The 21,952-nt window shown below is 71.8% G+C and carries 21 protein-coding genes and 1 pseudogene; 8 read left to right on the plus strand and 14 right to left on the minus strand.

Going from position 1 to position 21,952, the window contains the following annotated elements:
* Window position 1 precedes the first annotated feature (1 nt).
* The 3 genes from ACIPPS_RS03360 to ACIPPS_RS03370 are packed head-to-tail and all read left to right on the plus strand — an operon-like array spanning window position 2 to window position 6,180.
* The gene (locus ACIPPS_RS03360) at window positions 2–3,958 is read left to right on the plus strand and encodes an amino acid adenylation domain-containing protein (protein ID WP_401427190.1); all 3,957 of its coding nucleotides are present in this window, start codon (window positions 2–4) and stop codon (window positions 3,956–3,958) included.
* A 10-nt stretch (window positions 3,959–3,968) separates the two neighbouring features.
* Window positions 3,969–5,123, plus strand: a complete 1,155-nt coding sequence (locus tag ACIPPS_RS03365; RefSeq protein WP_401426241.1) for an acyl-CoA dehydrogenase family protein — start codon at window positions 3,969–3,971, stop codon at window positions 5,121–5,123.
* 1 nt (window position 5,124) lies between these two features.
* Window positions 5,125–6,180: an acyl-CoA dehydrogenase family protein gene (locus ACIPPS_RS03370; RefSeq protein WP_401426243.1), complete on the plus strand. Its 1,056-nt coding sequence runs from the start codon at window positions 5,125–5,127 to the stop codon at window positions 6,178–6,180.
* 44 nt (window positions 6,181–6,224) lie between these two features.
* Here the strand turns inward: ACIPPS_RS03370 and ACIPPS_RS03375 are convergent, their stop codons facing one another.
* The 10 genes from ACIPPS_RS03375 to ACIPPS_RS03420 form a co-directional block, all read right to left on the minus strand.
* Window positions 6,225–6,938, minus strand: coding sequence for a response regulator (locus ACIPPS_RS03375; RefSeq protein WP_401426245.1), 714 nt, complete (start codon window positions 6,936–6,938; stop codon window positions 6,225–6,227).
* Window positions 6,939–6,973: 35 nt separating this feature from the next.
* The gene (locus ACIPPS_RS03380) at window positions 6,974–7,141 is read right to left on the minus strand and encodes a hypothetical protein (RefSeq protein ID WP_401426248.1); all 168 of its coding nucleotides are present in this window, start codon (window positions 7,139–7,141) and stop codon (window positions 6,974–6,976) included.
* A 199-nt stretch (window positions 7,142–7,340) separates the two neighbouring features.
* Window positions 7,341–7,919, minus strand: a complete 579-nt coding sequence (locus tag ACIPPS_RS03385) for a DUF1062 domain-containing protein (protein ID WP_401426251.1) — start codon at window positions 7,917–7,919, stop codon at window positions 7,341–7,343.
* A 235-nt stretch (window positions 7,920–8,154) separates the two neighbouring features.
* Window positions 8,155–9,000: a phosphoribosylglycinamide synthetase gene (locus ACIPPS_RS03390; protein ID WP_401426254.1), complete on the minus strand. Its 846-nt coding sequence runs from the start codon at window positions 8,998–9,000 to the stop codon at window positions 8,155–8,157.
* Window positions 9,001–9,289: 289 nt separating this feature from the next.
* The gene (locus ACIPPS_RS03395; RefSeq protein WP_401426256.1) at window positions 9,290–10,624 is read right to left on the minus strand and encodes an MFS transporter; all 1,335 of its coding nucleotides are present in this window, start codon (window positions 10,622–10,624) and stop codon (window positions 9,290–9,292) included.
* A gap of 49 nt (window positions 10,625–10,673) precedes the next feature.
* Window positions 10,674–11,426, minus strand: coding sequence for a 4'-phosphopantetheinyl transferase family protein (locus ACIPPS_RS03400; RefSeq protein ID WP_401426258.1), 753 nt, complete (start codon window positions 11,424–11,426; stop codon window positions 10,674–10,676).
* Window positions 11,427–11,471: 45 nt separating this feature from the next.
* The gene (locus ACIPPS_RS03405; protein ID WP_401426260.1) at window positions 11,472–12,251 is read right to left on the minus strand and encodes an enoyl-CoA hydratase/isomerase family protein; all 780 of its coding nucleotides are present in this window, start codon (window positions 12,249–12,251) and stop codon (window positions 11,472–11,474) included.
* Complete coding sequence (locus ACIPPS_RS03410) at window positions 12,248–13,438, minus strand: beta-ketoacyl synthase N-terminal-like domain-containing protein (RefSeq protein ID WP_401426262.1); 1,191 nt, start codon at window positions 13,436–13,438, stop codon at window positions 12,248–12,250. The genes ACIPPS_RS03405 and ACIPPS_RS03410 overlap by 4 nt, the downstream gene beginning before the upstream one ends.
* A complete protein-coding gene (locus tag ACIPPS_RS03415; protein ID WP_401426264.1) occupies window positions 13,431–14,246 on the minus strand; it encodes a hypothetical protein in 816 nt (271 codons plus the stop codon). The genes ACIPPS_RS03410 and ACIPPS_RS03415 overlap by 8 nt, the downstream gene beginning before the upstream one ends.
* A 38-nt stretch (window positions 14,247–14,284) precedes the next feature.
* Window positions 14,285–14,539 carry an acyl carrier protein gene (locus ACIPPS_RS03420; RefSeq protein WP_401426267.1) on the minus strand — a complete coding sequence of 85 codons (255 nt, stop codon included), beginning with the start codon at window positions 14,537–14,539 and terminating at the stop codon, window positions 14,285–14,287.
* Window positions 14,540–14,803: 264 nt separating this feature from the next.
* On the opposite strand from ACIPPS_RS03420, the gene ACIPPS_RS03425 reads away from it, so the two are divergent.
* Entirely contained in the window at window positions 14,804–15,802 is a 999-nt protein-coding gene (locus tag ACIPPS_RS03425) for an alpha/beta hydrolase (RefSeq protein WP_401426269.1), read from the plus strand.
* 136 nt (window positions 15,803–15,938) lie between these two features.
* On the opposite strand, the gene ACIPPS_RS03430 is transcribed toward ACIPPS_RS03425, so the two are convergent.
* Together ACIPPS_RS03430 and ACIPPS_RS03435 are read right to left on the minus strand one after the other, a co-directional pair.
* The gene (locus ACIPPS_RS03430) at window positions 15,939–16,682 is read right to left on the minus strand and encodes an SDR family NAD(P)-dependent oxidoreductase (RefSeq protein ID WP_401427192.1); all 744 of its coding nucleotides are present in this window, start codon (window positions 16,680–16,682) and stop codon (window positions 15,939–15,941) included.
* A 261-nt stretch (window positions 16,683–16,943) separates the two neighbouring features.
* Window positions 16,944–17,838, minus strand: a pseudogene (locus tag ACIPPS_RS03435) (SNF2-related protein); the annotation flags it as partial.
* A 23-nt stretch (window positions 17,839–17,861) separates the two neighbouring features.
* Here ACIPPS_RS03435 and ACIPPS_RS03440 point away from each other — a divergent pair.
* The 3 genes from ACIPPS_RS03440 to ACIPPS_RS03450 all read left to right on the plus strand — a co-directional run bounded on the left by ACIPPS_RS03440 (window position 17,862) and on the right by ACIPPS_RS03450 (window position 19,016).
* Complete coding sequence (locus ACIPPS_RS03440; RefSeq protein WP_392829588.1) at window positions 17,862–18,131, plus strand: type II toxin-antitoxin system Phd/YefM family antitoxin; 270 nt, start codon at window positions 17,862–17,864, stop codon at window positions 18,129–18,131.
* Window positions 18,124–18,387 (plus strand): type II toxin-antitoxin system RelE/ParE family toxin, encoded by a 264-nt coding sequence (locus ACIPPS_RS03445; RefSeq protein WP_401426272.1) that lies wholly within the window; start codon window positions 18,124–18,126, stop codon window positions 18,385–18,387. The genes ACIPPS_RS03440 and ACIPPS_RS03445 overlap by 8 nt, the downstream gene beginning before the upstream one ends.
* A 221-nt stretch (window positions 18,388–18,608) precedes the next feature.
* Window positions 18,609–19,016, plus strand: a complete 408-nt coding sequence (locus ACIPPS_RS03450; protein ID WP_401426274.1) for a DNA-binding protein — start codon at window positions 18,609–18,611, stop codon at window positions 19,014–19,016.
* Window positions 19,017–19,033: 17 nt separating this feature from the next.
* Here the strand turns inward: ACIPPS_RS03450 and ACIPPS_RS03455 are convergent, their stop codons facing one another.
* Window positions 19,034–19,570 (minus strand): FAD-dependent monooxygenase, encoded by a 537-nt coding sequence (locus ACIPPS_RS03455; RefSeq protein ID WP_401426276.1) that lies wholly within the window; start codon window positions 19,568–19,570, stop codon window positions 19,034–19,036.
* Between the two features lie 110 nt (window positions 19,571–19,680).
* A complete protein-coding gene (locus ACIPPS_RS03460) occupies window positions 19,681–21,183 on the minus strand; it encodes an MFS transporter (protein WP_401426279.1) in 1,503 nt (500 codons plus the stop codon).
* Between the two features lie 117 nt (window positions 21,184–21,300).
* Between ACIPPS_RS03460 and ACIPPS_RS03465 the strand changes: the two genes are divergently transcribed.
* A complete protein-coding gene (locus ACIPPS_RS03465; protein ID WP_401427194.1) occupies window positions 21,301–21,795 on the plus strand; it encodes a MarR family winged helix-turn-helix transcriptional regulator in 495 nt (164 codons plus the stop codon).
* The last annotated feature ends 157 nt before the right edge of the window (window positions 21,796–21,952 follow it).

The following is a 21,952-nucleotide window of genomic DNA, read 5'->3' on the forward strand; positions in this document are numbered from 1 at the left end:
CATGACCCAGCGCCTCGCCGCGCTGCCCGAGGAGCGCCGCGCGCGTTTCCTGGCCCGGGTACGGCGGCAGGCGGCGGCGGAGCCCGGCCTGGTCCCGCGCGGGCACACGGGCCCGGCCCCGCTCTCGCCCGCGCAGGAGTCGCTCCGCTTCCTCGACCGCGCCGTCGCGCCGGGCGGCGGCCCCGCCGGCGGCACTCCCCTGCTGCTGCGCCTGCGGGGCGAGCTCGACCACGACGCGCTGCACTCGGCGCTGGCCTCGCTGGTGGCCCGGCACGAGGCGCTGCGGACCACGGTCGTGGAGCACGAGGACGGCCCGGTGCAGGTGGTCGCGCCCGGGGTCCCGGTGAGGCTTCCGCTGATCGAGGCCGACGGCGAGGACCCCGAACAGCGGCTCCGCGCCGCGCGGGAACTGATCGCGCGCCGCACCCGCGAGCCGTTCGACCCGGCCGGCACACCGGCCTGGCGCGCCCTGTTGGTCCGGGTGGCGGCCGAGGATCACCTGTTCCTCCTCGACGTCCCCCCGCTCCTCTGCGGCCCCGAGTCGCACGGCCTCCTGCTCCGCGACCTCGCCGAGCACTACCGGTCGGCGCGCCGGGGCGACGCCGTCCGACTGCCCGAACTCGCGGTGCAGTACCCGGACTTCGCACTGTGGCAGCACGAGCGGCGCGACGCCGACGACCTGGACCGGCTCACCGCGTACTGGCGCGAGCGGCTGACCGGCGCCGAGGCGCTGGAGTTCCCGGCCGACCGGCCCCGCGGTGAGACCCGGGGCGTCGAGGGCGACGCCCGCCGCTTCGCGATCGGACGGCAGGCCCTGGAGCGGGCGGCGGAACTGGCCCGGCAGGAGGGCGCCGCCCCGGCCGATGTGCTCACCGCCGCGTTCCTCATGCTGCTGCACCGGTACTGCGGCGTGGACGACCTGGTGATCGGCTCGCCGTACACCGACCGGCCCCACTCCGCCCTGTCCTCGACCGTCGGGCTCTTCACCGCACCGCGGGTGCTGCGCGCGGACCTCTCCGGCGACCCGGACTTCCGCACCCTGGTCCGGCGGGTGGCCCGCGAGTCGGCCGAGGCGTCGGCCCACGCCCACCTGCCGTTCGACCGGCTCGTCGAGGCGGTCGAGCCGGTCGTCGACCCGTCGCGCCCGCCGGTCTTCCCGATCGAGTTCGGTGTGCGGTACGAGGAGGCCGCCGCCGCCCTGCCCGGTGTCACCACCTCCGTGGAGACGGTCCGGGCCGGCGTCCCGCGGACCGACATGAGCTGGACCCTGACCTGCCCGCCCGTGGCCGGCACCGACGGCTCCCTGGACATCGGCTTCGACAGCGGTCTGTTCGACGCCGAGAGCATCGCCAGGTTCGCCCGGCACTACGACGGCCTGCTGCACACCCTGACCGCCGACCCGGACGCCCCGTTGTCGGCCGCCGAGCTGCTCGGCCCGGCCGACCTGGCGTTCCTGGCCGAGGTGGGCAGCGGACCGGCGCGGCCGATCCGCGAATCCACCATCGTGCGGGAGTTCGAGGCGCGCGTCGAGGAGGCCCCGGAGAGCGTGGCGGTCGTCGTCGCCGGCGCCGAGACCCGCTACGCAGAGCTCAACCTCCGGGCGAACCGGCTCGCCGCCCTGCTGCGCGGACACGGTGTCGGCCCCGGCACGCGGGTCGGTCTGTGCCTGCGCAGGAACGTGGACCTGCCGACCGCGATCCTCGCGGTGCTCAAGACCGGCGCGGCCTACGTGCCGCTCGACCCGGCGAGCCCCGCCGGGCGGGTCGCGGAGATCGCCGCCGACGCGGAGGTGCGGGTGGTGCTCGCCCACGCCGTGGCCGGCCAGGCCGTACGCGAGGTCGGCGCGCCCGTCGTGGTGCTGGACGAGGTCCGCGCCGAACTGGCGGCGCTGCCCGGCCACAACGCGCCGCTCGCGGCGCGGCCCGACGACGTCGCGTACGTCATCTACACCTCCGGCAGCACCGGCAAGCCGAAGGGCGTGCTGCTGGAGCACCGCGGCGTGGTGAACTTCATCGACTCCACCCGGGAGCTGTTCGAGCTGACGCCGGCCGACCGGGTGCTCGGCTTCGCCTCGGCGACCTTCGACGTCTCCGTGTTCGAGACCTTCTCCGCCCTGCTGACCGGGGCACGGCTGTACGTGGCGACCGACGAGGAACGGCTCTCCGTCGACCGGCTCCAGTCGCTGATGGAGCGGCACGGCATCACCGTCGTCGACCTGCCCCCGACCGTCATGCCGCTGCTGGCCCCGGAGCGGTTCGCCGCGCTGCGGATCGCCTTCGTGGGCGGTGAGAGCTTCAGCGGCGAGCTGGTGAACCGGTGGAACCCCGGGCGCCGGCTGTTCAACGGCTACGGGCCGACCGAGTGCACGGTGACGATGATCGTCGAGGAGTGCCCGGGCAGCTGGGAGACCTCGCCGCCGATCGGCCTGCCGATGACCAACCACGTGGCGCACGTGCTCGACCGCGAGCTGCGCCCGGTGCCGGTCGGCGTGCCGGGCGAACTGGTGATCGGCGGCGCCGGACTGGCCCGCGGCTACCTCAACCGGGACGAGCTGACCGCGCAGAAGTTCGTCGCCGACCCGTTCGGCACCGCGCCCGGCGGCCGGCTGTACCGGACCGGCGACCTGGTGAAGCGGCTGCCGGACGGACGCCTCGTCTTCCTCGGCCGGATCGACCAGCAGGTCAAGATCCGCGGCCTGCGGATCGAACTGGGCGAGGTGGAGTCGGCGCTGACCGGCTTCGACTCCATCGGTCCGGTCTGTGTGGTGGCCTGGACCGACGACCACGGGGCGAAGCACCTGGTGGGCTACCTGACCGGAGTGACCGAGCAGCAGGTGCCGGCGGTGCGCGAGCACCTGGGCGCGCTCCTGCCCTCGTACATGATCCCGTCCTACTTCGTGGTCCTCGACGAGCTGCCGGTCACCTCCAGCGGCAAGGTCGACCGGCGCAGGCTGCCCGCCCCGGACCCGAGCCGCGCGGGCGAGGAGCGGGGCGAGCGCCGTCCGCCGACCGCGACCGAACGTCGGCTGTTGCGCGAGGTCCTCGCCCCGCTGCTGGGCGAGGACCGGGTCGGCGTGCACGACGACTTCTTCCTGGCCGGCGGCAACAGCCTCCAGGCGGTCCAGCTGATGTCGGCGATCAAGCGCCGGTTCGGGGTGGAGATCGCGCTCGGCGACTTCTTCGCCTCGCCCACCGTCGCCCGCCTGGCCGCCACCGTCGACTCCCGCCGCGCCGTCCGGCCGGACGGCGGCCGGGCACCGGTGGCGATGCGCGCGTCGGGCCCGGCGCAGGTGATCCTCATGCACCCCTCGGGGGGTGCGCTGTTCTGCTACGTACCCCTGCTGAGGGCGCTGCCGGAGTCCGTCTCGGTGACCGGGTTCGCCGCCGATCCGCAGGACTGCGCCCTGCCTCCGCGGGAGGGCCTGACGGCGTCCGCCGCCCGGATCGCGCACCGTCTCCTCGAGACCGGGCTGCCGGACGCGTACTGCCTGGCCGGCTGGTCGTACGGCGGGGTGCTCGCCTTCGAGGTCGCCCGGCAGATCGAGGAGAAGACCGGGCAGCGGCCTCCGGTCGTCCTGCTGGACTCCGCCTACGACGAGGATCCCGTCCCGCTCGACGAGGCGACGGTGCGGGAACGCTTCGTGCACGACCTCGCCAGGCTGACCGGACGCGACCCGAAGGACATCGAGCCGGAGCTGGACGACGGGGAGGTGGCCGACAGCTACCGGACCTTCCGGTTCTGCGCCCTGGCGATGCAGGAGTACCGCCCGCCGAGCCCGTACGGCGGACCGGTGACCCTGCTCACCGCCTCGCCGCGGATCGCCATGGAAGAGCAGTGGCGGGCGGTGTGCACCGGCCCGTTCCGGGCCGAGAACGTGCCCGGCGACCACTACACCCTGTTCACGGAGCCGGCGTTGAGCCGGGTCGTCGCGGCGCTCGAAGCGACGCTCCCCAGTTGAGGAGACCACCATGCGGTTCGGATTCACCGAGGACCAGCGACAGTTCCGGGCGCAGGTGCGCGAGGCGCTGCGCTCACCCGAGGTGCGCGCCGCCGCCGCGGAGGCCACCGGCGCGGACGGCGTCGAGCCGGACGCGCGCCCGCTGTACCGGCTGCTCGGGCGGCTGGGCCTGCTCGCCGTGCACTGGCCGGCCGAGTACGGCGGTTCGGACCGTCCCCCGACGGACGCGGCGATCGTGGCCGAGGAGCTGGTGCGGGCCGGTGTGCCGGACACCTTCCACGTCAACACCATCCAGATCGTGGGCCAGTTCCTGCTGATGGCGGGCAGCGAGGAGCAGAAGCGGCGGTACCTGCCGGCGATGGCCCGCGGCGAGAGCTTCGCCTCGGTGCTCTACACCGAGCCGGACGCCGCGTCGGATCTCGGGGCACTGCGCGCCGTGGCCCGGCCCGAGGGCGACGACTACCGGATCACGGGGACGAAGGTGTTCAGCCTCAAGACCCGCTTCGTCGACCTCGGGCTGTGCGCGGCCCGGACCACGCCGGGCGCCGGGAAGTACCAGGGGATCAGTCTGTTCCTGGTCGACATGACGGACCCCGGCGTCACGGTGTCGGTGATCCCCGGCATCGGTGACGAGCACTTCCACCGGGTGGACCTCGACGCGGTGCCGGTACCGGGCGGCGACCTGATCGGGCCGCGCGACGGCGGCTGGCCGCTGCTCAACGAGGCCCTGGCCGTCGAGCGCACCGGCCTCGACTACTACCTCAAGGCCGAGCGCTGGTTCGGCGCGGCGCTCGACGCGCTGCTCGACGACGACCCCGACGCGGGGCACGAGGACCGTCTGGAGCAGATCGGCCGGTGGCACGGTGCGCTGACGGCCGACCACCTGCTGTCCTGGGAGGTTCTCACCGGCCTCGCCGCCGGCCGGGTCGACCAGCTCGCGGCGGCCGTCGCCAAGTACCACAGCAGCGAACTCGCGCAGTCCGTGGCGGCCTGGGCCGTCGGCATCCCGACCCCCCGGCAGCGGGCCGACCGCACCGGGGAGGCGCTGGTCCTGGACTCCGCCTACCGGGAGGCCCCGGGGCTCACGCTCTCGGCGGGGACCTCCGAGGTGATGCTCCAGATCGTGACCGCCGCGTTCGACTCCCTCGGACAGGAAGAGCACTGACATGAACCTGAACCCCGATCCGCTCCTCACCGAACTGCGCAAGGCACTGCGCAAGGGCCTGGCCGGCGTCGAGGCCCGGAAGGACCTGCACGGTGCGCCGGTCACCGACGGGTCCTCCGGCCCGACCCGGCCGGTCCTCGACGCGCTGCACGCGGCAGACTTCGAGCGTCCGGTCTCCGCCGGCGGCCTCGGTCTCGGCCTCACCGCCGGAGTGCTGGTCAGCGAGGAACTCGGCCGCGCGGCCCGCGGCGACTCCTACCGCGCCGACGCGCTGGCGGCCGACCTGGGTCACCCGGCGGGCGCGGCCCTGGCCGGGTTCGAGACCCTGCCGGCCGGTGGCCGGGTCACCGCGGTCCCGGTGGCGGGCGGCTGGGAACTCACCGGCACGGCCACCGTCGACGACGTCACGGCCGGCCACATCCTGGTGGCCGCCCGGACCGGCGACGGGTCGGTGCTCCTCGCGGTGGAGCGCGGGGCCCCCGGTCTCTCCGTCGAGGACGCCTGCTGGCCGCCGGCCGTCCGCTTCGCGCGCACGCCGGTGTCCGTCGGGGAGGTGGTCGGGCCGCTGGACGACGCGCCGGCGGGCCCGCTCTCCCGGGCCCGGCTGCGGCAGGCCGGCTACCTGCTGGGCATCGCCGCCGGCGCGCACCGGACCGCCGTCGAGTACGCCGGATTCCGGCGCCAGTTCGGCACCCGGCTGCGCGACCTGCCGGCCGTCGGCTTCCCGCTGGCGCGAGCCCTGGTCGCGGTGCGCGCCACCCGGGCGGCGGTGTACCAGGGTGCCTGGCTGGTCGACTCCGAGCCCGACGCGGTCGGCACCGCGCCGGCCGTGGCGCTGGCGATGGCCGCCGAGACCGCGCGCGACGTGGTGCGGCTGAGCATGCAGACCTGCGGCGTACGCGCGATGACGTCGGAACTGGGCCTGCACCGGTACTACCGGCTGGCCGCGGCCGAGTCCGCCCGGTACGGCGATCCCGCCGCCCTGTGGCGGGCGGTCGGCGCGGACCGCGTCCGCGCGACCCGCCGGACCCGGGCCGCGGCGGTGCTCCCCGGGTGAGCCGGGCGGTGTCCGCGGGCGAGCGGGCGGTGCTCCCCGGGTGATCAGCTTGCTCTGAGGCCGCCGGGCGACAGCGCCGGCTCGCCGCCGAACGTCCGCTCCCCCGAGCGGATCAGTCCGGTCCGGTACGCCAGGGAGACGAGCTCGGCGCGGTCGCGGACGCCGAGCTTGGTCCGCACCCGGTAGAGATGCGTACGGACGGTGGCCTCGCCGATGATCAGCTCGCTGGCCACCTCCTCGGTGGACATGCCGAGCGCGACCATCCGGGTCACCTCCCGCTCCCGCGGGGTCAGTTCGGTCACCTCCGGGCAGGCCACCGGCTCCTGCGGCTCCGGCTGGGCGCGGAACCAGCTGACGAGCCGCTCCGCGATGCTGGGGGCGAGCAGGGTCTGCCCCGCGGCCGCCGCCTGGATCGCGGCGATCAGCTCCTGGGGGCTGGCGGCCTTGCCGAGCAGACAGCTCGCCCCGGCGTGCAGCACGTCGCTCACCGTCCTGTCGGACGGGGTCGCGGTGAAGACGACGACGTTGGGCGAGTCCTCCTCCTTGCCGAGCCGGCGGATCAGCTCGAGGCCGGAGATGGTCTGGAGTTCCAGATCCGTGACGACGACGTCGGGACGGTTGGTGCGCACCAGCACCATGGCTTCCATGCCGTTGTGGGTGGTGCCGATCACTTCGATCTCCGGCATCGCGTCGAGAAGGGTCTTGAGACCATCCGCGATGACGGGCAGTTGGTCACAGATGAGCACCCTGATGGTCATTGCCTTGCCCTCCGAGGCCTGGGAACGTGCGAGGTTCAGTCGTTGCCGTGGTTGTCGAGCGGCGAGGCGACGACCACGGCCGCCGGCTCGGAGGCCTGGACGTGCGGCTGTGCCGTCGGCGCCTGGGAGGCGTGGGAGGCGGTGAGGCAGACCGCCAGCGCACCGATGAGGACCGATGCGGCGGACAGGGCGATTCGGCGCATGAGAGGTGACTCTTTCGTGGAAGCCGGTTGTTTCGACACCGCCGATGGTCCCGATCTCTCTTCCCCGTCCGTTCCCCTCTGAGCACCCGCCCGATCCCCGCGGTTCACCGGGGCCGCCCGCACCCGCACGAAAGACGCCCGTGACCGCGCGGGGAGCGAGGTCACGGGCGTACGAAGGAGGGATCGGGGGCGCGGGGGCTCAGCGCTTGAGGGTGAAGGTGAAGTCGCCGGAGAGCTTGCCGCTCAGCCGGACGGAGGAGACGAGCTTGCCGTCGTTGATCAGCTTCTCGACCCCGGCCCGCGAGAGGCCACAGCCCTCGGCGATCAGCCGCGCCGGCCGGACGGGTATGCGCGCCGCGAAGCGCACCGAGACGTCGACGACCTCGCGGTCCGGGTGGTCCGATCCGCCGGTGTCGAGGCGCCAGGCGTCCGACCAGTCGAGGTCGATGTGGTTGCGCCGCAGCAGGGCCGCGTCGTGGAGCAGCTCGGCCGCGAGGCTGGGGTCGTTGTCGTGCACCCGGTCCAGCAGTTCGGGGCGTACGGATCTCACGTGGACGCGCTCCATGACCACGATCTTCGTGGTGTCCCCGCACCCCGTGCAGAGGGCGAGGAGCCAGATGTCGATGAGTTTGTGGTTCGCGTTGGCGCGGAATTTGCCGGTCGTCCGGAACGTGTCGGACGCGCACCCGTGGCAACGGCGGCGAATCAGTGGGAGACGGACAGGTGTGACTACCCAGTTCTCGAGGACAGCAGTACTGCTCGACTGGTTCTCGGACATTTCACCGCCAGGTACTGGTGAGCGATCGGCGCTTCGTCAACCGGGGCTCGGGACGATTCGTGTCGGCGACCGTGCGCCGGCAAGTACCTGGAACGCTATGGAAGTTGGGGTGCATGGCGCGTCCGCGTGCGGTGCAACCGGTACGACACGTGGCGATGACGTCCGGCCGGCCCGCCTGCACATCTCGCTTACCGGGGGCCGCCGCCGCAATAGTCGGCGGGCGACCCCGTGCCGGTCAGCGCTCGGACGGCCGGATGTCCGTGACCAGGTCCCGGCGCGCGCCGGCCACCCGCGTACGGGTGAGCTCCGGCGTGTCCCCCTCGACGACCACGTAGGCGCGGCGGCTGCCCCGCTCGCCGACCGGGGCGACCCGGTCACCGGACCGGTAGGGGAAGCGCGCGCCGCGGACCCAGGGCGTGACCGCGATCTCCTCCGTGCCGGTGTACGTCTCCAGGCGCCCTTCGGGCAGCAGGAAGAAGCCGATCTCCGCGTACCGCGAGGCGGGCCCCACCACCGGCGGGGTGCCGAGCAGGCCGGCGAAGACCGCCGCCTCCGGGTCGAAGCCCCGCGCGATGTCGATCAGCAGCGGGATGCGGTCGTCGCCGAGGTGCGCCCGGCAGGACACGATCCGCGGCCCGTGCGGCAGCAGCGCCACCTGGGCGTGGGCGGGCCCGGAGCGGTATCCGCTCGCCGACAGCAGGTCCGTGACCAGCCCCGCGACCACCTTCTGCGCCGCTTCGTCCAGGGGCGCCGGGTGGAGGTGGCCGGTCACGTGGAAGTCCGGTGGCCCCGTGGTGCGTTGGGCCGTCATGCCGATGACGTGGTGGATGCCGTCCACGGTCAGCGTCTCGACGCCGACCCGGGGTGCCTCGGCGGGGATCCCGTCGTCCGCCTCGCCCTCCCGGAGCCGTTCGTGGACCTCCGGCGCGTTCGGGGTCAGGCCGAGCCGCCACGCCTCCCGGGCCACCGGCAGGACCGAGCCGTCGTGCCCGCAGTGGAGCACGACGTCGAGGTCGTGGGTGCGCGCGGTCCGCGCGATGAGCTCGCGCAGACCGCTCTCGTCGGCGAAGTCGGTGAGCAACAGTTCTTCGGATACTTCTTCAAGGCGCGGCCGCAGATCCGCGTCGAGCTGTGCAGGATCCCATAGCGACCAGATGCGGAACCCCAACTCCATTCCCTTGCGTACCAGTTGATGACTCGGCATCACCAGTAGCAGCCTGAATTGCGAGCTTCTCTCGGAGTGTGCACGCATAATTCTCAGTATGCAGGGGCCACTTCCCCCGCAATTCCCTTTCCGTTCCCCACGATTGCCTTTGCGTCACGCCGAACGCCCCTTTGACCGAAAGACGTTCACCATCCAGGGCGACGGGCTAGGCGGGTGACGTCACCGCTTCGGACGGCTCGGCCGCTCCGGCCGGCTCGGCCGACCCGCGCGGTTCGGCCGGCGCCGCGAACAGCCGGCGGGCGCCGAAGGCCAGCGCGGCGACCACGAGCATGCCGACGACCGCTCCGAGGAAGGGCGCCGAGGTGCCGTACGCACCGAGCCCGAGGCCCCCCAGCTGGGAGCCGACCGCCGAGCCGCCCACGCTGACCGTGATGGCCCAGGTGTACGCCTCGGTGACGTAACCCGCCCGCGCGGTACGGGAGATGAGCTCGTACGAGAGCGCGGTCACCGGCGCCTGGAGCAGGCCGAGGACGACGAGGGCGACGCCCATCGACCAGTTGTCCCAGGCGGCCAGCACCAGCGCGGAGGCCCCGCCGAGGGCGAGCAGGCCCCAGGCGAAGACGGTCTCGGACGGCTGACGGAAGGTGCGGGTGCCGTACCAGAGTCCGCCCAGGATGCCGCCGACGCCCCACACTCCGAAGACCAGACCGATGTCACCGGCGGAGCCGTGGTTCTCGACGAAGGCAGGCACCGCCACGTTGTACGCGCCGGTGGCGCATCCGGCGACGAGCAGCAGGACCAGCAGCCGGACCAGAGCCGGGGAACGGAGCGCGCCCAGCGGATCGCGCTTGCCGGTGACGGGTTCGACCTTCCGGTCCCGCGAGGCCCGGGTCATCGCGAATCCGATGGCGCCCACGCTGGTGAGCACGGCGCCGACGACGAGGGCCGACCCCGCGCCGCCCCAGATCAGCACCAGGCTGAACATCAGCGGCCCGCCGATCACGAAGACCTCGCCCAGCACCGCCTCCAGCGAGAGACCGACCCGCTCGGTGTTGCCCGGCGCGCTCCACAGGGAGCGGATGCAGCCGCTGATCGGCGGCATCGCCGCGCCGGCGACCACCACGCACACCAGCTGCAGGGCCACCGCCTTCGGGTCGGCGAGCACGAAGCCGATCAGGGCGACCGGATAGACCGCGCCGGTGATCAGCAGCACCGGCCGCTGCCCGTACCTGTCGACGATCCGGGCGACGAACGGCGCGAGGGCCGCGCCGCCCAGGCTGTACCCGGACAGGAGCAGACCGGCCGAGAAGTAGCTGAGCCCCCGCGACGCGGTGAAGACCACCATGGAGACGGAGATCAGATAGAGCGGGAGCCGGCCGACGGCGCTCCAGAACAGCGGGGCGCGCATGACCTTGTCGTGCACGATCGCCACGAAGGGGTTCTTCGCGGTCCCGGGCTCCGGGGCACGGTCCTCCCGGGCCTCCGGCGGTTCCGCGCTGTCGCTGGTGCTCGGGGAGTCTACGGACGGGGTGGGCGACATGATGGCTCACAATTCTCGCGGGCGTCCCCTGTGCTGAGGCCGCTCGCGGTCAGGTGACGGTTGATTGCTCCGGACCGGCGGTCCGCGCCGGGTCCGCCCGCTCCGCGCGACCCCGCGCGGCACGGCCGACCAGGTCCTCGCCGCTGCGGACGGACAAGGACAAGCGGGATCCGAGCGCGGCGACGGACCCCACGTACGGGGCGGGCAGCGGAAGGTCCCGAAGGCTGTAGTCCTCCGGGCGGCCGAGTGCCGGAGGGAGCGCGAGCAGCGTCGTGCCGTGCACCTCGATGTTCCTCGGATGCACCGCCAGCCCCTTCCCCACGGCCTTGAGCAGGGCCTCCTTGCGGGTCCACAGGCGGGCGAAGTCCGGGTAGTCCCGGCAGTCCGCGCGTTCCCGCGCCGTCAGCGCCGGGGCCAGCGGCTGCTCCCTGGCCGTGGCGTCCTCGACGTCGACGCCGACGGCCCGGTCCGAGACGACGACCACCGCGAGCGTGCCGCTGTGCGCGAGCGAGAAGTCCGGCCGCGGTCCGGCCGTCGCCACGACCGGCTTCCCGTGCGCCGGGTCGTCGCAGTGGGCGCAGGACCGGTCGAAGCTCAGGGCCGCCGGATCGCGGCCCAGTCGCTCGCCGAGGACGAGACGCGTCAGCACCCAGGCGGCCAGGAAGCGGCTCCGGTCCGCCGGGCGCGCGATCCGTCGCCGGCGGGCCCGGTCGCGCTCGTCCAGGAGGACGGCGAGCGACTCGGGCACCTGATCGACACCGACGTACCAGGCGTCGGCCCGGTCGTCGCTCCGCTCCTCCACGGTTCTCCCTCCGCTGGTGATCCGGTGCGATCCGAAAGAGACGGCCTACCGGCCGACGTAGGTCGTGGTGTGCTCCGGACCCTCCGTCAGGAAGGCCGCGACGGCGGCGCGGTGGTCCTCGGTGCGCACGACGTCGGCCGCGGTCCGGGCGAGCACCGCGTCGGCGGCCGGAACGCCGCCGTCGAGGCACGCGCGGACGATCCGCTTGGTCGCCGCGTGCGCCACGGTCGGCCCGGTGGCCAGCCGCATCGCGTAGGCGTGCGCGGCCTCGTGGAAAGCGGCCGGCTCGAACAGCGCGTTGACGACGCCCCATTCGGCGAGCTCCGACGCGCGGTACAGGTCGCCGGTCATCACGAGCTCGCGTGCGCGCGCCGGCCCGGCGCGCTCGGCCAGTCGCTGGGTACCGCCCATCGACGGGGTGAAGGCGACCTTGCGCTCGACGAGCCCGAACCTCGCGGACCCCGTCGAGACGATCAGGTCGCAGGCGAGCGCGAGCTCGAACGCGGCGGTCAGCGTCAGCGAGTGCGCGGCGAACACCGTCGGGCACGGCAGCGCCTCCACCGCCTGGGTGATCCGCAGCTGCCTCGCCCAGAACGCCTCCGCGTCGGCCGGATCGGTGTCGGCGAACACCTGGACGTCGACGCCCGCGCTGACCACCCGCCCTTCCGCCCTGATCAGCAGCGCCCGGGGCGGAGCGTCCGTGAGCCGCGCGACCGCCGCCTCCCACGCGTCCCACATCGCGAGGTCGAACAGGTTCAGCGGGGGGCTGTCCAGGGTGAGGATCGCGAGCGGCCCGTCGTGGGTCAGCCGGAGCGGCGCGTTCACGCGACGTTCCGGAAGATGCTGATCGCGTTGTTGCCGCCGAAGCCGAACGCGTTGCTCTGCACGTACCGCAGCTGCGGCAGCGCCAGCGGTGCACCGGTGACCAGGTTCAGACCGCCCTCGACCTCCGTGGGGTCCACGGCCGTCGGTGGCACCAGCCGGTGCCGCAGGGTCAGACAGGACGCCACCGCGCCCGCCGCGCCCGCCGCGCCCATCAGGTGGCCGATCGTTCCCTTGATCGCGGTCACCGCCGCTCGCGGGTAGATCTCGGTGAAGATGCCGCCCTCGACCGTGTCGTTGGCCCGGCTGCCGGTGCCGTGGGCGAAGATCACGTCGACGTCGGCGGCGGTGATCCCCGCCTCGTCGAGCGCCCGGCGATGGCACGCCTCGACGCCGCCGCGGTCGGGCGCCGTCGGGTGGCTCGCGTCGTTGGTGATCGCCGTCGCGAGGAGTTCGGCGTACGGACGCTGCCCGGGGCGCAGCGCGTCCTCCGTCTGCAGCACCAGGATGCCGGCGCCCTCGGACGGGGTCACGTAGCGTCGGTCGGCGGAGAACGGCCTGCACCGCTGGGCGCCGATGGTCTGCAGCGAGCTGAAGCCGATGATGTTCTTCTCGGAGTACGGATCACAGCCGCCGACGACCGCGGTGTCGGCGACCCCGCCGCGCAGCATCTCCATCGCGCTGGACACCGCCACGTTCGCCGAGGCGCAGGTGCTCTGCGTGGTGAACGCCGGCCCCCGGGCGCCGACGGCCGCCGCGACGTCCGCCGTGATCGAGTAGCTGGAGAAGCCGCCCGTCTCGACGATGTCCCTGCGTCCGGCGACGAGGTCCTCCAGCGCGTCGGCCTGACCGTCACTGGTGCCGACGCACACCACGGCGCCGCGCACCAGGTCGTCGCCGCGTTCCAGGCCCGCGTCGCGGAGCGCTTCGAGCGCCGCGTACTCGGCGAACACCGACGCCGCCCGCGGCCGCGCGCGCGTCCGCTCACTGACCTGTTCGAGCGCGATGTCCCAGGCGTCCTTGGGCACCCGGCCGCCGAGCATGCCGTCCTTCATCCCCGGGTACAGCGGGGTGAGATCGGTGAACCGGTTGCGTGCCGCGCACAGGTCGTCCCAGAACGGGGCGGTGCCGGCGCCGGCCGGGGAGATGACCCCCAGGCCGGTGACGAAGATTCGTGCTGACCTATTCACCGCGACCTCCGTTGGGTGCCGTGTCGACGCTCTGCCTGGTGACGGTCAGCGCGCCGCGGCGTGCGAGCGGACCCCGGCAGGTGAGCACGGCCCGTTCGCCCACCTCCAGCGTCTGGATCAATGCGAGGAACTCGGCGGTGACGAAGGCGCCGTTGCGGTCGTCCGACCGGCTCGACCCGATCTGTCCGCCGAGCGCCGCGCTCTCGTCGTCGTCGGACTCGAAGTCGAACTCCGCGCGGAACTCACCGCCCTTGACGAACGTGGCGTGGGTCAGCCCCGACCGGCACCGCAGGCCGTGGGATTCACGGCCGGCGTCCAGCAGCGCCTCCGGCGAGTAGACGTCGCCGAGCAGCACCTTGCTGATCGACGACCTGTCGACGGCGAGCGCGAGCAGGGCCTGCCAGATCGCCAGCACGGGCGTGAGCAGACCCGCGTTGAGCGTCAGGTTCCTGCCGGTGGCGCCGATCCCGATGTTCACGAACGCCGAGGCGGAGCTCGACGTGGCGTTCGGGAAGTGCTTGGCGGACAGCATCCTGCCGTCGGTTTCCGCGCGACGCTGCAGCCTGGCCAGCGCCGCGGTGTTGCCGTACTCGGTACCGATCACCACGGTGTCGTCGGTGCGCGTCTGCGGCGCCTCGTCGTGGGTACGGGCCAGGTACAGGCACAGACGGGTGAAGGGGTCGCGGTACTGGTCACCGACGGCTCCGATGACCGCGGTCAGATCCGACGGGGGCTCGGCCAGTTCTCCTGGCTCCTCCCCGGGTTGCTGTCCGCAGAGCGCGACCTGACGGAGACTGAACTCGAACACACGGCACTCCGTTGCATCAGGAACAGGGGCGGGGGGACTTACGCGGCCGCCGTCGCGGACAGCTCGCGGACGTGGTTCTGGAGGTCGGCCACGGTGGCGAAACTGCCGATGGACTCCTCGCCGATCTTGATGCCCAGCGACTCCTCCACGTGCATCACCAGGTCGATCATCCCCAGGGAGTCGATTCCCAGCTCCGACCTGAGGTTCTGCTCACCGGTGACCTCGAAATCCTCCGGCAGTTCAGCGACTCCCTTGAGCGCCTTCACGAGCTGCTCATCGAGAATGTCAGACATTTCCCCTCCTAGCGATTGCCGAACACGCTTCGAACGTGAATCGAGTCTGGCAGGGGGGAGGTCGACCCGCTGTAATCACGAGACTTACTCGCACAGAAGAATGATCAGCGAAATGTTTCGCTCGGACCAGCGCGGTGCGGACGCGCCTCGTCGGAGGGCGATCCTACCGTCCTTTATGGCGCGGCGTATCGGGCGTATGTCGTCCGGTCACCACTCACCGCGTCCTCAGTACGGAAACGATGGCGGAGAGTTTGAGGAGTTTCCATGCCGCTTGATCCAACCTATGCGATGATCAGGCGTTATCGCGAGGTGACCGGATTCACCCCGCTCTACGAGATGTCGGTGGCGGAGGCCCGCCAGGCGGACGCGTCCACCGAAGCCGCGGACTGGGACTGGCACGAGCACCCGGAAGACGTCTTCGACGTGGACTTCGCCGGGCCGGCCGGCCGGCAGACGGTCAGGGTGTACCGCCCGCGGAGCGACGAACCGCTGCCGATGCTCCTGTACTTCAACGGCGGCGGCTTCGTCGTCGGGTCCCTGAACACCTCGGACTCGATCTGCCGGGCGCTGTCCACCATGGCGCGCTGCGTCGTGGTGTCCGTGGGTTACCGGCTGGCCCCCGAGGACCCGTTCCCGGCAGCCGTCGACGACTGCTTCGCCGCCGTGACATGGGCGGCCGACCACGCTGCCGAATTCGGTGCGGACCGTCGGCGCATCGCCGTCGCGGGAGACAGCGCGGGTGGCAATCTGGCCGCGACCATGGCCCTGATGGCGCGGGACGAGAAAGGTCCTGAGATTACCGCCCAGGTGCTTGTCTACCCGCCGCTGCACAACAACATGGATTCGACGTCCATGCGCGAGAACAAGGACCTGATGTTCTTCAACGCGCATTCGAGCGCGTGGTTCTGGAATCACTATCTCGCGAATCCCGCCGACGGCGACTCCCCGTATGCGTCACCGCTCAAGGCGTCCGAGCACGGCGGACTTCCCGCGGCGCTGATCCTGACGGCGGAGCTGTGTCCCGTACGGGACGAGGGCGAAGCGTACGCGAACGCGCTCTCGGCGGCGGGCGTACCGGTGGAACACCACGACTACCCGGGTCTGCCGCACGGTTTTCTGGCTGTCGCGGCGAAACTCCAGACGTCCAGGGACGCTCTGGCACTGATCGCCGGATATCTGCGGCGGCAATGGGAGGCCGACCCGGTGAATTCCACGGAGGACACCGTTCCGGCGACGCGGGAGAGGGTGCCCTCCGGCGTCTGAGAGACCCCGACGGCCCCACGGCGTGGCTCGTGACGTGGGACAGGGCTCCCGCGTCGCCGGGCCGGCGATCTCGATCGCCGGCCGCGTCGACGCGGGAGCCCTGTCGTTTCCCTGGGGGCGGACCCGCTTCCGGGTCTCAATGCCCGCGCTCGGCCCCGCCGTTGACCTGGATCACCTGCGAGGTGACGTGCCCGGCGGCGGGAGAGGCCAGCCAGTGCAGGGTCTGGGCGATGTCCTCGAGCGTGCCCGCGCGTCCGGTGGAGGTCTCGGCGATCCACATCGCCCGCCGGTCCTCGGGCGGGGGCCCGCCGAAGAACCCGGTGTCCTCGATGAACCCGGGCGCCACCAGATTCACCGTGATCCCCCGCGGGCCCAGTACGCGGGCCAGCTCATGGGCGTACGGGTGCAGCGCGGCCTTGGACGCGGCGTACGGGCTCGCGTTCGACCCGCGGTAGGCGGCGATGGAGCTGAGGAAGAGCACCCGGCCACCGGGCGAGGCGAGTTGCTCGCGCAGCCCCTCCGTCAGCAGGGCGGCCGTGAGCGTGTTGATCCGGAAGTTGACGGTCCAGTCGTGGGCGACGGCGTCCAGCGCATCGTCGGAGGCGACCGGGGGCTCGAGTCCGCCGTTGCCGCCCGCGCTGTGGATCAGCACGTCGACCCGGCCGTCGAGCTCCGCGTCCACGAACTTCCTGACGCCCCGCACCTCTTCGGGCTGGGTCAGATCGGCCGCGTACACGCTCGCGCCCGGCACGCCGGCCTGCTCCAGCACCTCGCGCCGCCGCCCGAGCAGCAACACCCGGTCCCCACCCGCCGCGAAGGTCCGCGCGGCCGCGAGTCCGAGCCCCGTTCCGCCACCGCTGATCACCACGTTCCGTGTCATACGACGATCGTACCTTCGGCGATCTTCCCGACCCCGCACGGGCACGACAGAGAACCCGACTCCCCGACCCGAGCCCTCCACACCCTGAACGCCCCCGAACCACCCGCCCCGGCGACCGGCCGACCGCCACACGTGGAAGCGAGGTGTCTGCGGCCCGATCCGGACCTGCGCCGGAGCCGCACGCAACGTCCTGACCAGGCGCGCGTGGCGAGCAGTCGGTGCACCCGGACCGAACGCACCTGCCCCATGCGGTGGGCCCGAGCCACCGCCTGGTGTTCGACGGTCGGTAGTCACCCCTACGCCGCCCCGGCCCTTCCAGTCGGCGAACGCTTCCTGCCTGTCGGGGGCCGTGAAGAGGCATCACGCGCAGCTCGCTGCGGGCCTCGATCTCGCGTGTCCAGTTGATCAGGACGCCGGCCGGGCGGACGACCATGAAGTGGCTCTGCCCCTCGGCAGCGAGATGAGCCAGAGCGGCGATGGCCTGGATGGCCTTGCCGAGCCCCCTCTCGTCACCAAGAATCACCTTGCGTTGCGCCAGGGCGAAGCGCGCCCCGAAGGCTTGATAGCCGCGCAGCGACACCCGCCGGTGAGTGTCATCAAGCATCTGGGTCGCGGACCCGCTCGGCACTTCGTCAGGCAGGCCCCTCGGCTGCGGCAGTGTCGGGTCTGCGGCCGGAGATCTCCGCGAGCAGGCTGTAGTACTCGACGGAACGCAGCTCGAAGTCGACCCAGGCCGCAACCTCGGTCGAGATGCCGCGCAGCAGATCCACCGACCTGATCGGCGGTCCGCCGCCCCACGCCAGGAATCGGTCACAACCGATAGGAACCGGCATCGAGTACCTGCCGGACCGACCGTAGCCCGCTCCTCTCGACTTCCCCGAGCCTCAGCCGACCTCGGTGACCTCCTTCGATCGGGCCACTGGGATGGCGTCCAGCGCCTGTTCCGCCGCCGTGTCGCAGATCGGTTTCAGCGCCGCCCGAACCGCCTCGACAGCCCGCCGATGGCCACCGCCTGCGCCGCCTCATACAGCCGCCCTCCCGCGGCAACCGCCTCCCGCTCACTGCGCCCCGTCCCGCCCCGGCCCCTCTCGTCTGTCCCCGCATACTGCCACCGCTGCCCCCGGCACCGACCGGTACTCGAACATTGTGTACACATGGCACACTCGGTACTCTTGAAGCATGACTCAGCCGCTGCCCATAGAGTCCATCCGCGACGTACGCGCTCACTTGGCCGAAGTCGTGGAACGGGCCGACCGCGACGACGTACCCACCGTCATCACCCGCCGCGGCAAGCAGGTCGCCGCCGTGGTCTCGATCGAGGTGCTGCGCAAGTACCAGGAGTGGGAGGAGCGCGAGATCAACCGCATCATCGACGAGCGCATGGCGAGCCCGACCGCCGGCGTCCCGATCGAGGACGTGATGAGGGAGACCCTGGCGCGCAGTGAGTGACTACCGCACGGTGTTCCGGCCCGAGGCCCAGGCCGAGCTGCGCAAGATCCCGCGTGACATGGCGCTTCGCGTCCTGGCCAAACTGACAGAGCTGGAGAGCGACCCCTTCGGCTTCAACACCATCGCACTCGTGTCCCAGCCTGAGCGCCGCCGCCTACGGGTCGGCGACTACCGCGTCGTCTACACGATCGACAACGGGGAGCTGGTGGTGTGGGTCGTACACGTCGAACACCGCTCCACGGTCTACGACACGTAGCTGCTCCAGGTACTGCGGACTGCTGCGGACAGCACAACGGCCTGACCTGCTTCCTCGCAGGTCAGGCACGTCCAATCAGACGTGGAAGCGAAACTCCACCACAAGCCTCTGACCTGCGGAAATGCAGGCGCATCCCAGCACCGTCCCAGCACGGGATCCGCGACAAAGCACGAATTGTTCGGCGACGCGCCAGCGCCCTACGCGTCGAACGACAGCGCCGCATGAAGGAGCCCGCGGCCAGGTCCCTGGTTCTGCACTCCCAGGCGCTGTCGCTGCTCCTGCGCAACGACCGTCAGATGATCACCCGGATAGAGGCCGCTCGGCGCGTAGGCGTGCCCGTCCTCGTGTCGGCCCTGACAGTGGTGGAGGCCGTCTACGGGAAGACGGATACCGCCCCGCTGCACTGGCTCCTCTCCCGCCTTCAGGTCCAAGACGTCACTCAGGCGGACAGTCTCACCGCGGTGCAGCTACTGAGCGACGCCGGCGGCCCGCACGGCCACACGTACGCCATCGACGCCCTCGTCGCCGCGATGGCGCTCCGCTCCCCGGCACCCGTCCTTGTGCTGACCTCGGACCGCGACGACTGGTCGAAACTGTGCGGCGACCGCGTACAGATCAAGGATGTCTGAGCTGCTCCGGGTGATCGCTAGAGGCCGTTCGGGGGCAGCGTGAAGGTGTCGGCAGGCGGTACGAGGAAGCGGTTGAGGGCTTTGGCGATGCGGGGCCGGGAGGCGGCGCGCAGGACGGTATTGAGGGCGTGGATGCCGGCCCGGGTGCGGGGTGAGGCGATGTGGGGCACGCCGGGCGGCAGTTGCTGGGCGCGGGTGACGTAGGGGCGGAGGACGTGCTCGTAGCGGGCGAACGCGTTCCCGTGATGCGCGTGGTGGGCGAGTTCGCCGGCCAGGACGTAGGCGCCGCTGGCGAAGGCGGCTTTGGTGCGGTTCGCCGCGTCGACGAAGCGGATGCCTTCTTCGCGGGTGGCGTGGGCCCGGAGGGTGCGTTCCAGGCCCATCTTGCGGGCGACGTCCAGTCCGGCACCGCGTAGGTCCACGATCGGCCCGTCTTCCCGCGGGGAGGGAGCCCGCTCGACGACCGTGGCCTGCATTCCGTGCCGTCCGAGGAAGTGGGCCAGGGCCGGGCCGGCGAAGCCGGCTCCCGCGATCAGCACGTTCCGGTGTGTCATGACGCCCCTTTCGGCTTCCTCTTCTTCATCTCGCACTGGGCGACGGACCGGCGCGGGACTCGTCCGGGCCGGCCGGGAACCACTGGCCGCGCACGGCCCCCGGCCGGGGCTCAGACGGTGAGGTGTTGCTTGGTGTCGGAGCCGTCGGCAGTCGCCTCGGGGGTGATGCCGTGCTGTTCTTCTTCGGGGCGGCCCTTCTTGGGCAGCAGGAAGGTGATCGCGAAGAAGACCACCAGCAGGCAGGCCTGGACGATCAGCGCGCGATGGAAGCCGCCGGTGAAGTCGCCGGTCTTGGCCTGGGCGAAGAACACCGAGCCGAAGATCGCGACGCCGATGGAGCCGCCGATCGCCTGGACCGCCGACAGGACACCGGAGGCGGATCCGATCTCGTCGTCGTCGACCGCGGCCAGGATGAAGCTGAACAGGGCGGCGATCACCATGCCGGCGCCGACGCCCGCCACCGCCACGCCGGGGGCGATGTCCCAGATCGAGAACGAGGCGGCGTCGAGGCCGTCGAGCTCGAACCACAGCAGGGCGGCGCCGGCCAGCTGGACCAGCGGTCCGATCTGGAGCACCTTTCGGCCGATCTTGTCGGCGAGGAACGCGCCGCTGATGGCGCCGCCGATCGCGGTTCCCACCGCGAGGGGCAGGTTGCCGAGGCCCGCGTCACCGGCGGTGAAGTGCCGGCCGATCTGGAGGAACAGGGTCAGTACGAGCTGGGTGCCGATCAGTCCGCCGAAGAACAGGGCGATGCCGCCGAGGCCGACGGTGAAGGCCGGCTTGCGCAACAGGCCCGGGGTCACCAGCGGTTCGCGGCCCGCGGCGGCCGTGCGGCGCTGCTGGAGGGCGAAGAGGGCGAACCCGATCACCGAGGCGGCCATGGACAGCCACGTCCACAGCGGCCAGCCCTCCTCCTGTCCCTGGTTGAGCGGCAGCACCAGCAGGGCACAGGACGCCACGATCAGGGCGGCGCCGGTCATGTCGACCCGTACCGTGCGGTCGCCCGCCTTCTTGGGCACGAACTTCCAGGCGACGATCAGTGCCGCGATGCCGATGGGCAGGTTGATCAGGAACACCGACCGCCAGCCCAGGCCGAAGAAGTCGCCCTCGATGAGGAAGCCGCCCAGGACCGGGCCGATGATGCCGCCCAGGCCCAGGACGGGCCCGAAGATCGCGAAGACCTTGGTGAGCTCGGGGCCGGAGAAGTTCTCCCGCAGCAGGCCCAGGCCCTGGGGCAGCAGCATCGCTCCGGCGGTGCCCTGCAGCAGGCGGAAGGCGATCAGGAGCTCGATGCTCGGCGCGATCGCGCACAGCAGCGAGGTCGCGGTGAAGGCCGCGAGTCCGATCAGGAACATCCGGCGCCGCCCGTAGCGGTCACCGAGCCGGCCGCCGAGCACGAGCCCGGCGCCCAGGGTGAGGGCGTAGCCGCCGATCACCCATTGCAGTCCGACGGAACCGGCACCGAGGGATCTCTCCAGGTCCGGTCCGGCGACGTTGACGATCGAGGCGTCCAGGAGATCCATGATCTCCGCGACGATCATCACCGCCAGGATCAGCCATCGCCACCGGTAGGGCTCGGTCGTCTCCTCGGGGGTGGGGGACGGGTCACGCATTCCAGATACCTCCATGGTGAAGTAATTCCATCATGAAGGTAAATTGAGGTGGGTAGATTGTCAAAGGCGACCTGCGGGTGCAGGTCCGGCGATGTTCACGCAGGGAAAGGACGGCCGCTGGTGACGGAGGAATCGGCGCTCGACGGCGCGACGGCGCGGCGCGAGCTGCTGGTGGAGGCCCTGAGGATCTACGGCGGGCACTATGCCGAGCTCAGCCGCAGCTTCGCCGCCCATCTCGGCCTGTACGCCACGGACGCGACCGCGCTGCTCGAGATCATCGCGGCCGAGGAGCGCGGCACCCCGATCTCCCCGGCCCGCCTCAGCAAGCGCATCCTGCTCTCGTCGGGTGCCACGACCTCACTGCTCAACCGCCTCGAAGGCGCCGGGCACATCGTCCGCAGCCGCGAGCACAGCGACCGACGCATGGTGACTCTGCGCAGCAGCCCGCAGATCCAAGAGCGCGCCGATGAATTCTTCCGCCCGCTGGCGGCGCCCATGGACACCGTCGTCGGCCGCTACCCGCCCGAACTCATCGACCGGTTCAGGGAGTTGCTGGGGGAGATGTGCGCCGCCATGGACACCCACCTCGCGCACGTGAACGAGGAGGCGTAAGGGCACATGCCCGCCACTCGGCGCCGCGCGCTGGATGCGGCCAGGTCAGCCGGTGACCGTGTTGAACCAGGAGATCAGGTCGGCGACGACCTCGTCGGCAGAGCGCAACGGCGGAGGCTTTCCTCGCCGTTTACACGCACCGGAAATTCACGAGCGA

It is taken from the genome of Streptomyces sp. NPDC090127 (assembly GCF_044746945.1).
In the GTDB taxonomy this organism is placed as follows: domain Bacteria; phylum Actinomycetota; class Actinomycetes; order Streptomycetales; family Streptomycetaceae; genus Streptomyces.

Bases quoted from the DNA above. Each gene is read 5' to 3' on its own strand.
- ACIPPS_RS03380 (WP_401426248.1), bottom strand. From the start codon at position 7,141: ATGCGCCGAATCGCCCTGTCCGCCGCATCGGTCCTCATCGGTGCGCTG.
- ACIPPS_RS03375 (WP_401426245.1), bottom strand. From the start codon at position 6,938: ATGACCATCAGGGTGCTCATCTGTGACCAACTGCCCGTCATCGCGGAT.
- ACIPPS_RS03395 (WP_401426256.1), bottom strand. From the start codon at position 10,624: ATGTCGCCCACCCCGTCCGTAGACTCCCCGAGCACCAGCGACAGCGCG.
- ACIPPS_RS03460 (WP_401426279.1), bottom strand. From the start codon at position 21,183: ATGCGTGACCCGTCCCCCACCCCCGAGGAGACGACCGAGCCCTACCGG.
- ACIPPS_RS03450 (WP_401426274.1), top strand. From the start codon at position 18,609: ATGAAGGAGCCCGCGGCCAGGTCCCTGGTTCTGCACTCCCAGGCGCTG.
- ACIPPS_RS03425 (WP_401426269.1), top strand. From the start codon at position 14,804: ATGCCGCTTGATCCAACCTATGCGATGATCAGGCGTTATCGCGAGGTG.
- ACIPPS_RS03440 (WP_392829588.1), top strand. From the start codon at position 17,862: ATGACTCAGCCGCTGCCCATAGAGTCCATCCGCGACGTACGCGCTCAC.
- ACIPPS_RS03385 (WP_401426251.1), bottom strand. From the start codon at position 7,919: ATGTCCGAGAACCAGTCGAGCAGTACTGCTGTCCTCGAGAACTGGGTA.
- ACIPPS_RS03370 (WP_401426243.1), top strand. From the start codon at position 5,125: ATGAACCTGAACCCCGATCCGCTCCTCACCGAACTGCGCAAGGCACTG.
- ACIPPS_RS03420 (WP_401426267.1), bottom strand. From the start codon at position 14,539: ATGTCTGACATTCTCGATGAGCAGCTCGTGAAGGCGCTCAAGGGAGTC.
- ACIPPS_RS03365 (WP_401426241.1), top strand. From the start codon at position 3,969: ATGCGGTTCGGATTCACCGAGGACCAGCGACAGTTCCGGGCGCAGGTG.
- ACIPPS_RS03360 (WP_401427190.1), top strand. From the start codon at position 2: ATGACCCAGCGCCTCGCCGCGCTGCCCGAGGAGCGCCGCGCGCGTTTC.
- ACIPPS_RS03430 (WP_401427192.1), bottom strand. From the start codon at position 16,682: ATGACACGGAACGTGGTGATCAGCGGTGGCGGAACGGGGCTCGGACTC.
- ACIPPS_RS03455 (WP_401426276.1), bottom strand. From the start codon at position 19,570: ATGACACACCGGAACGTGCTGATCGCGGGAGCCGGCTTCGCCGGCCCG.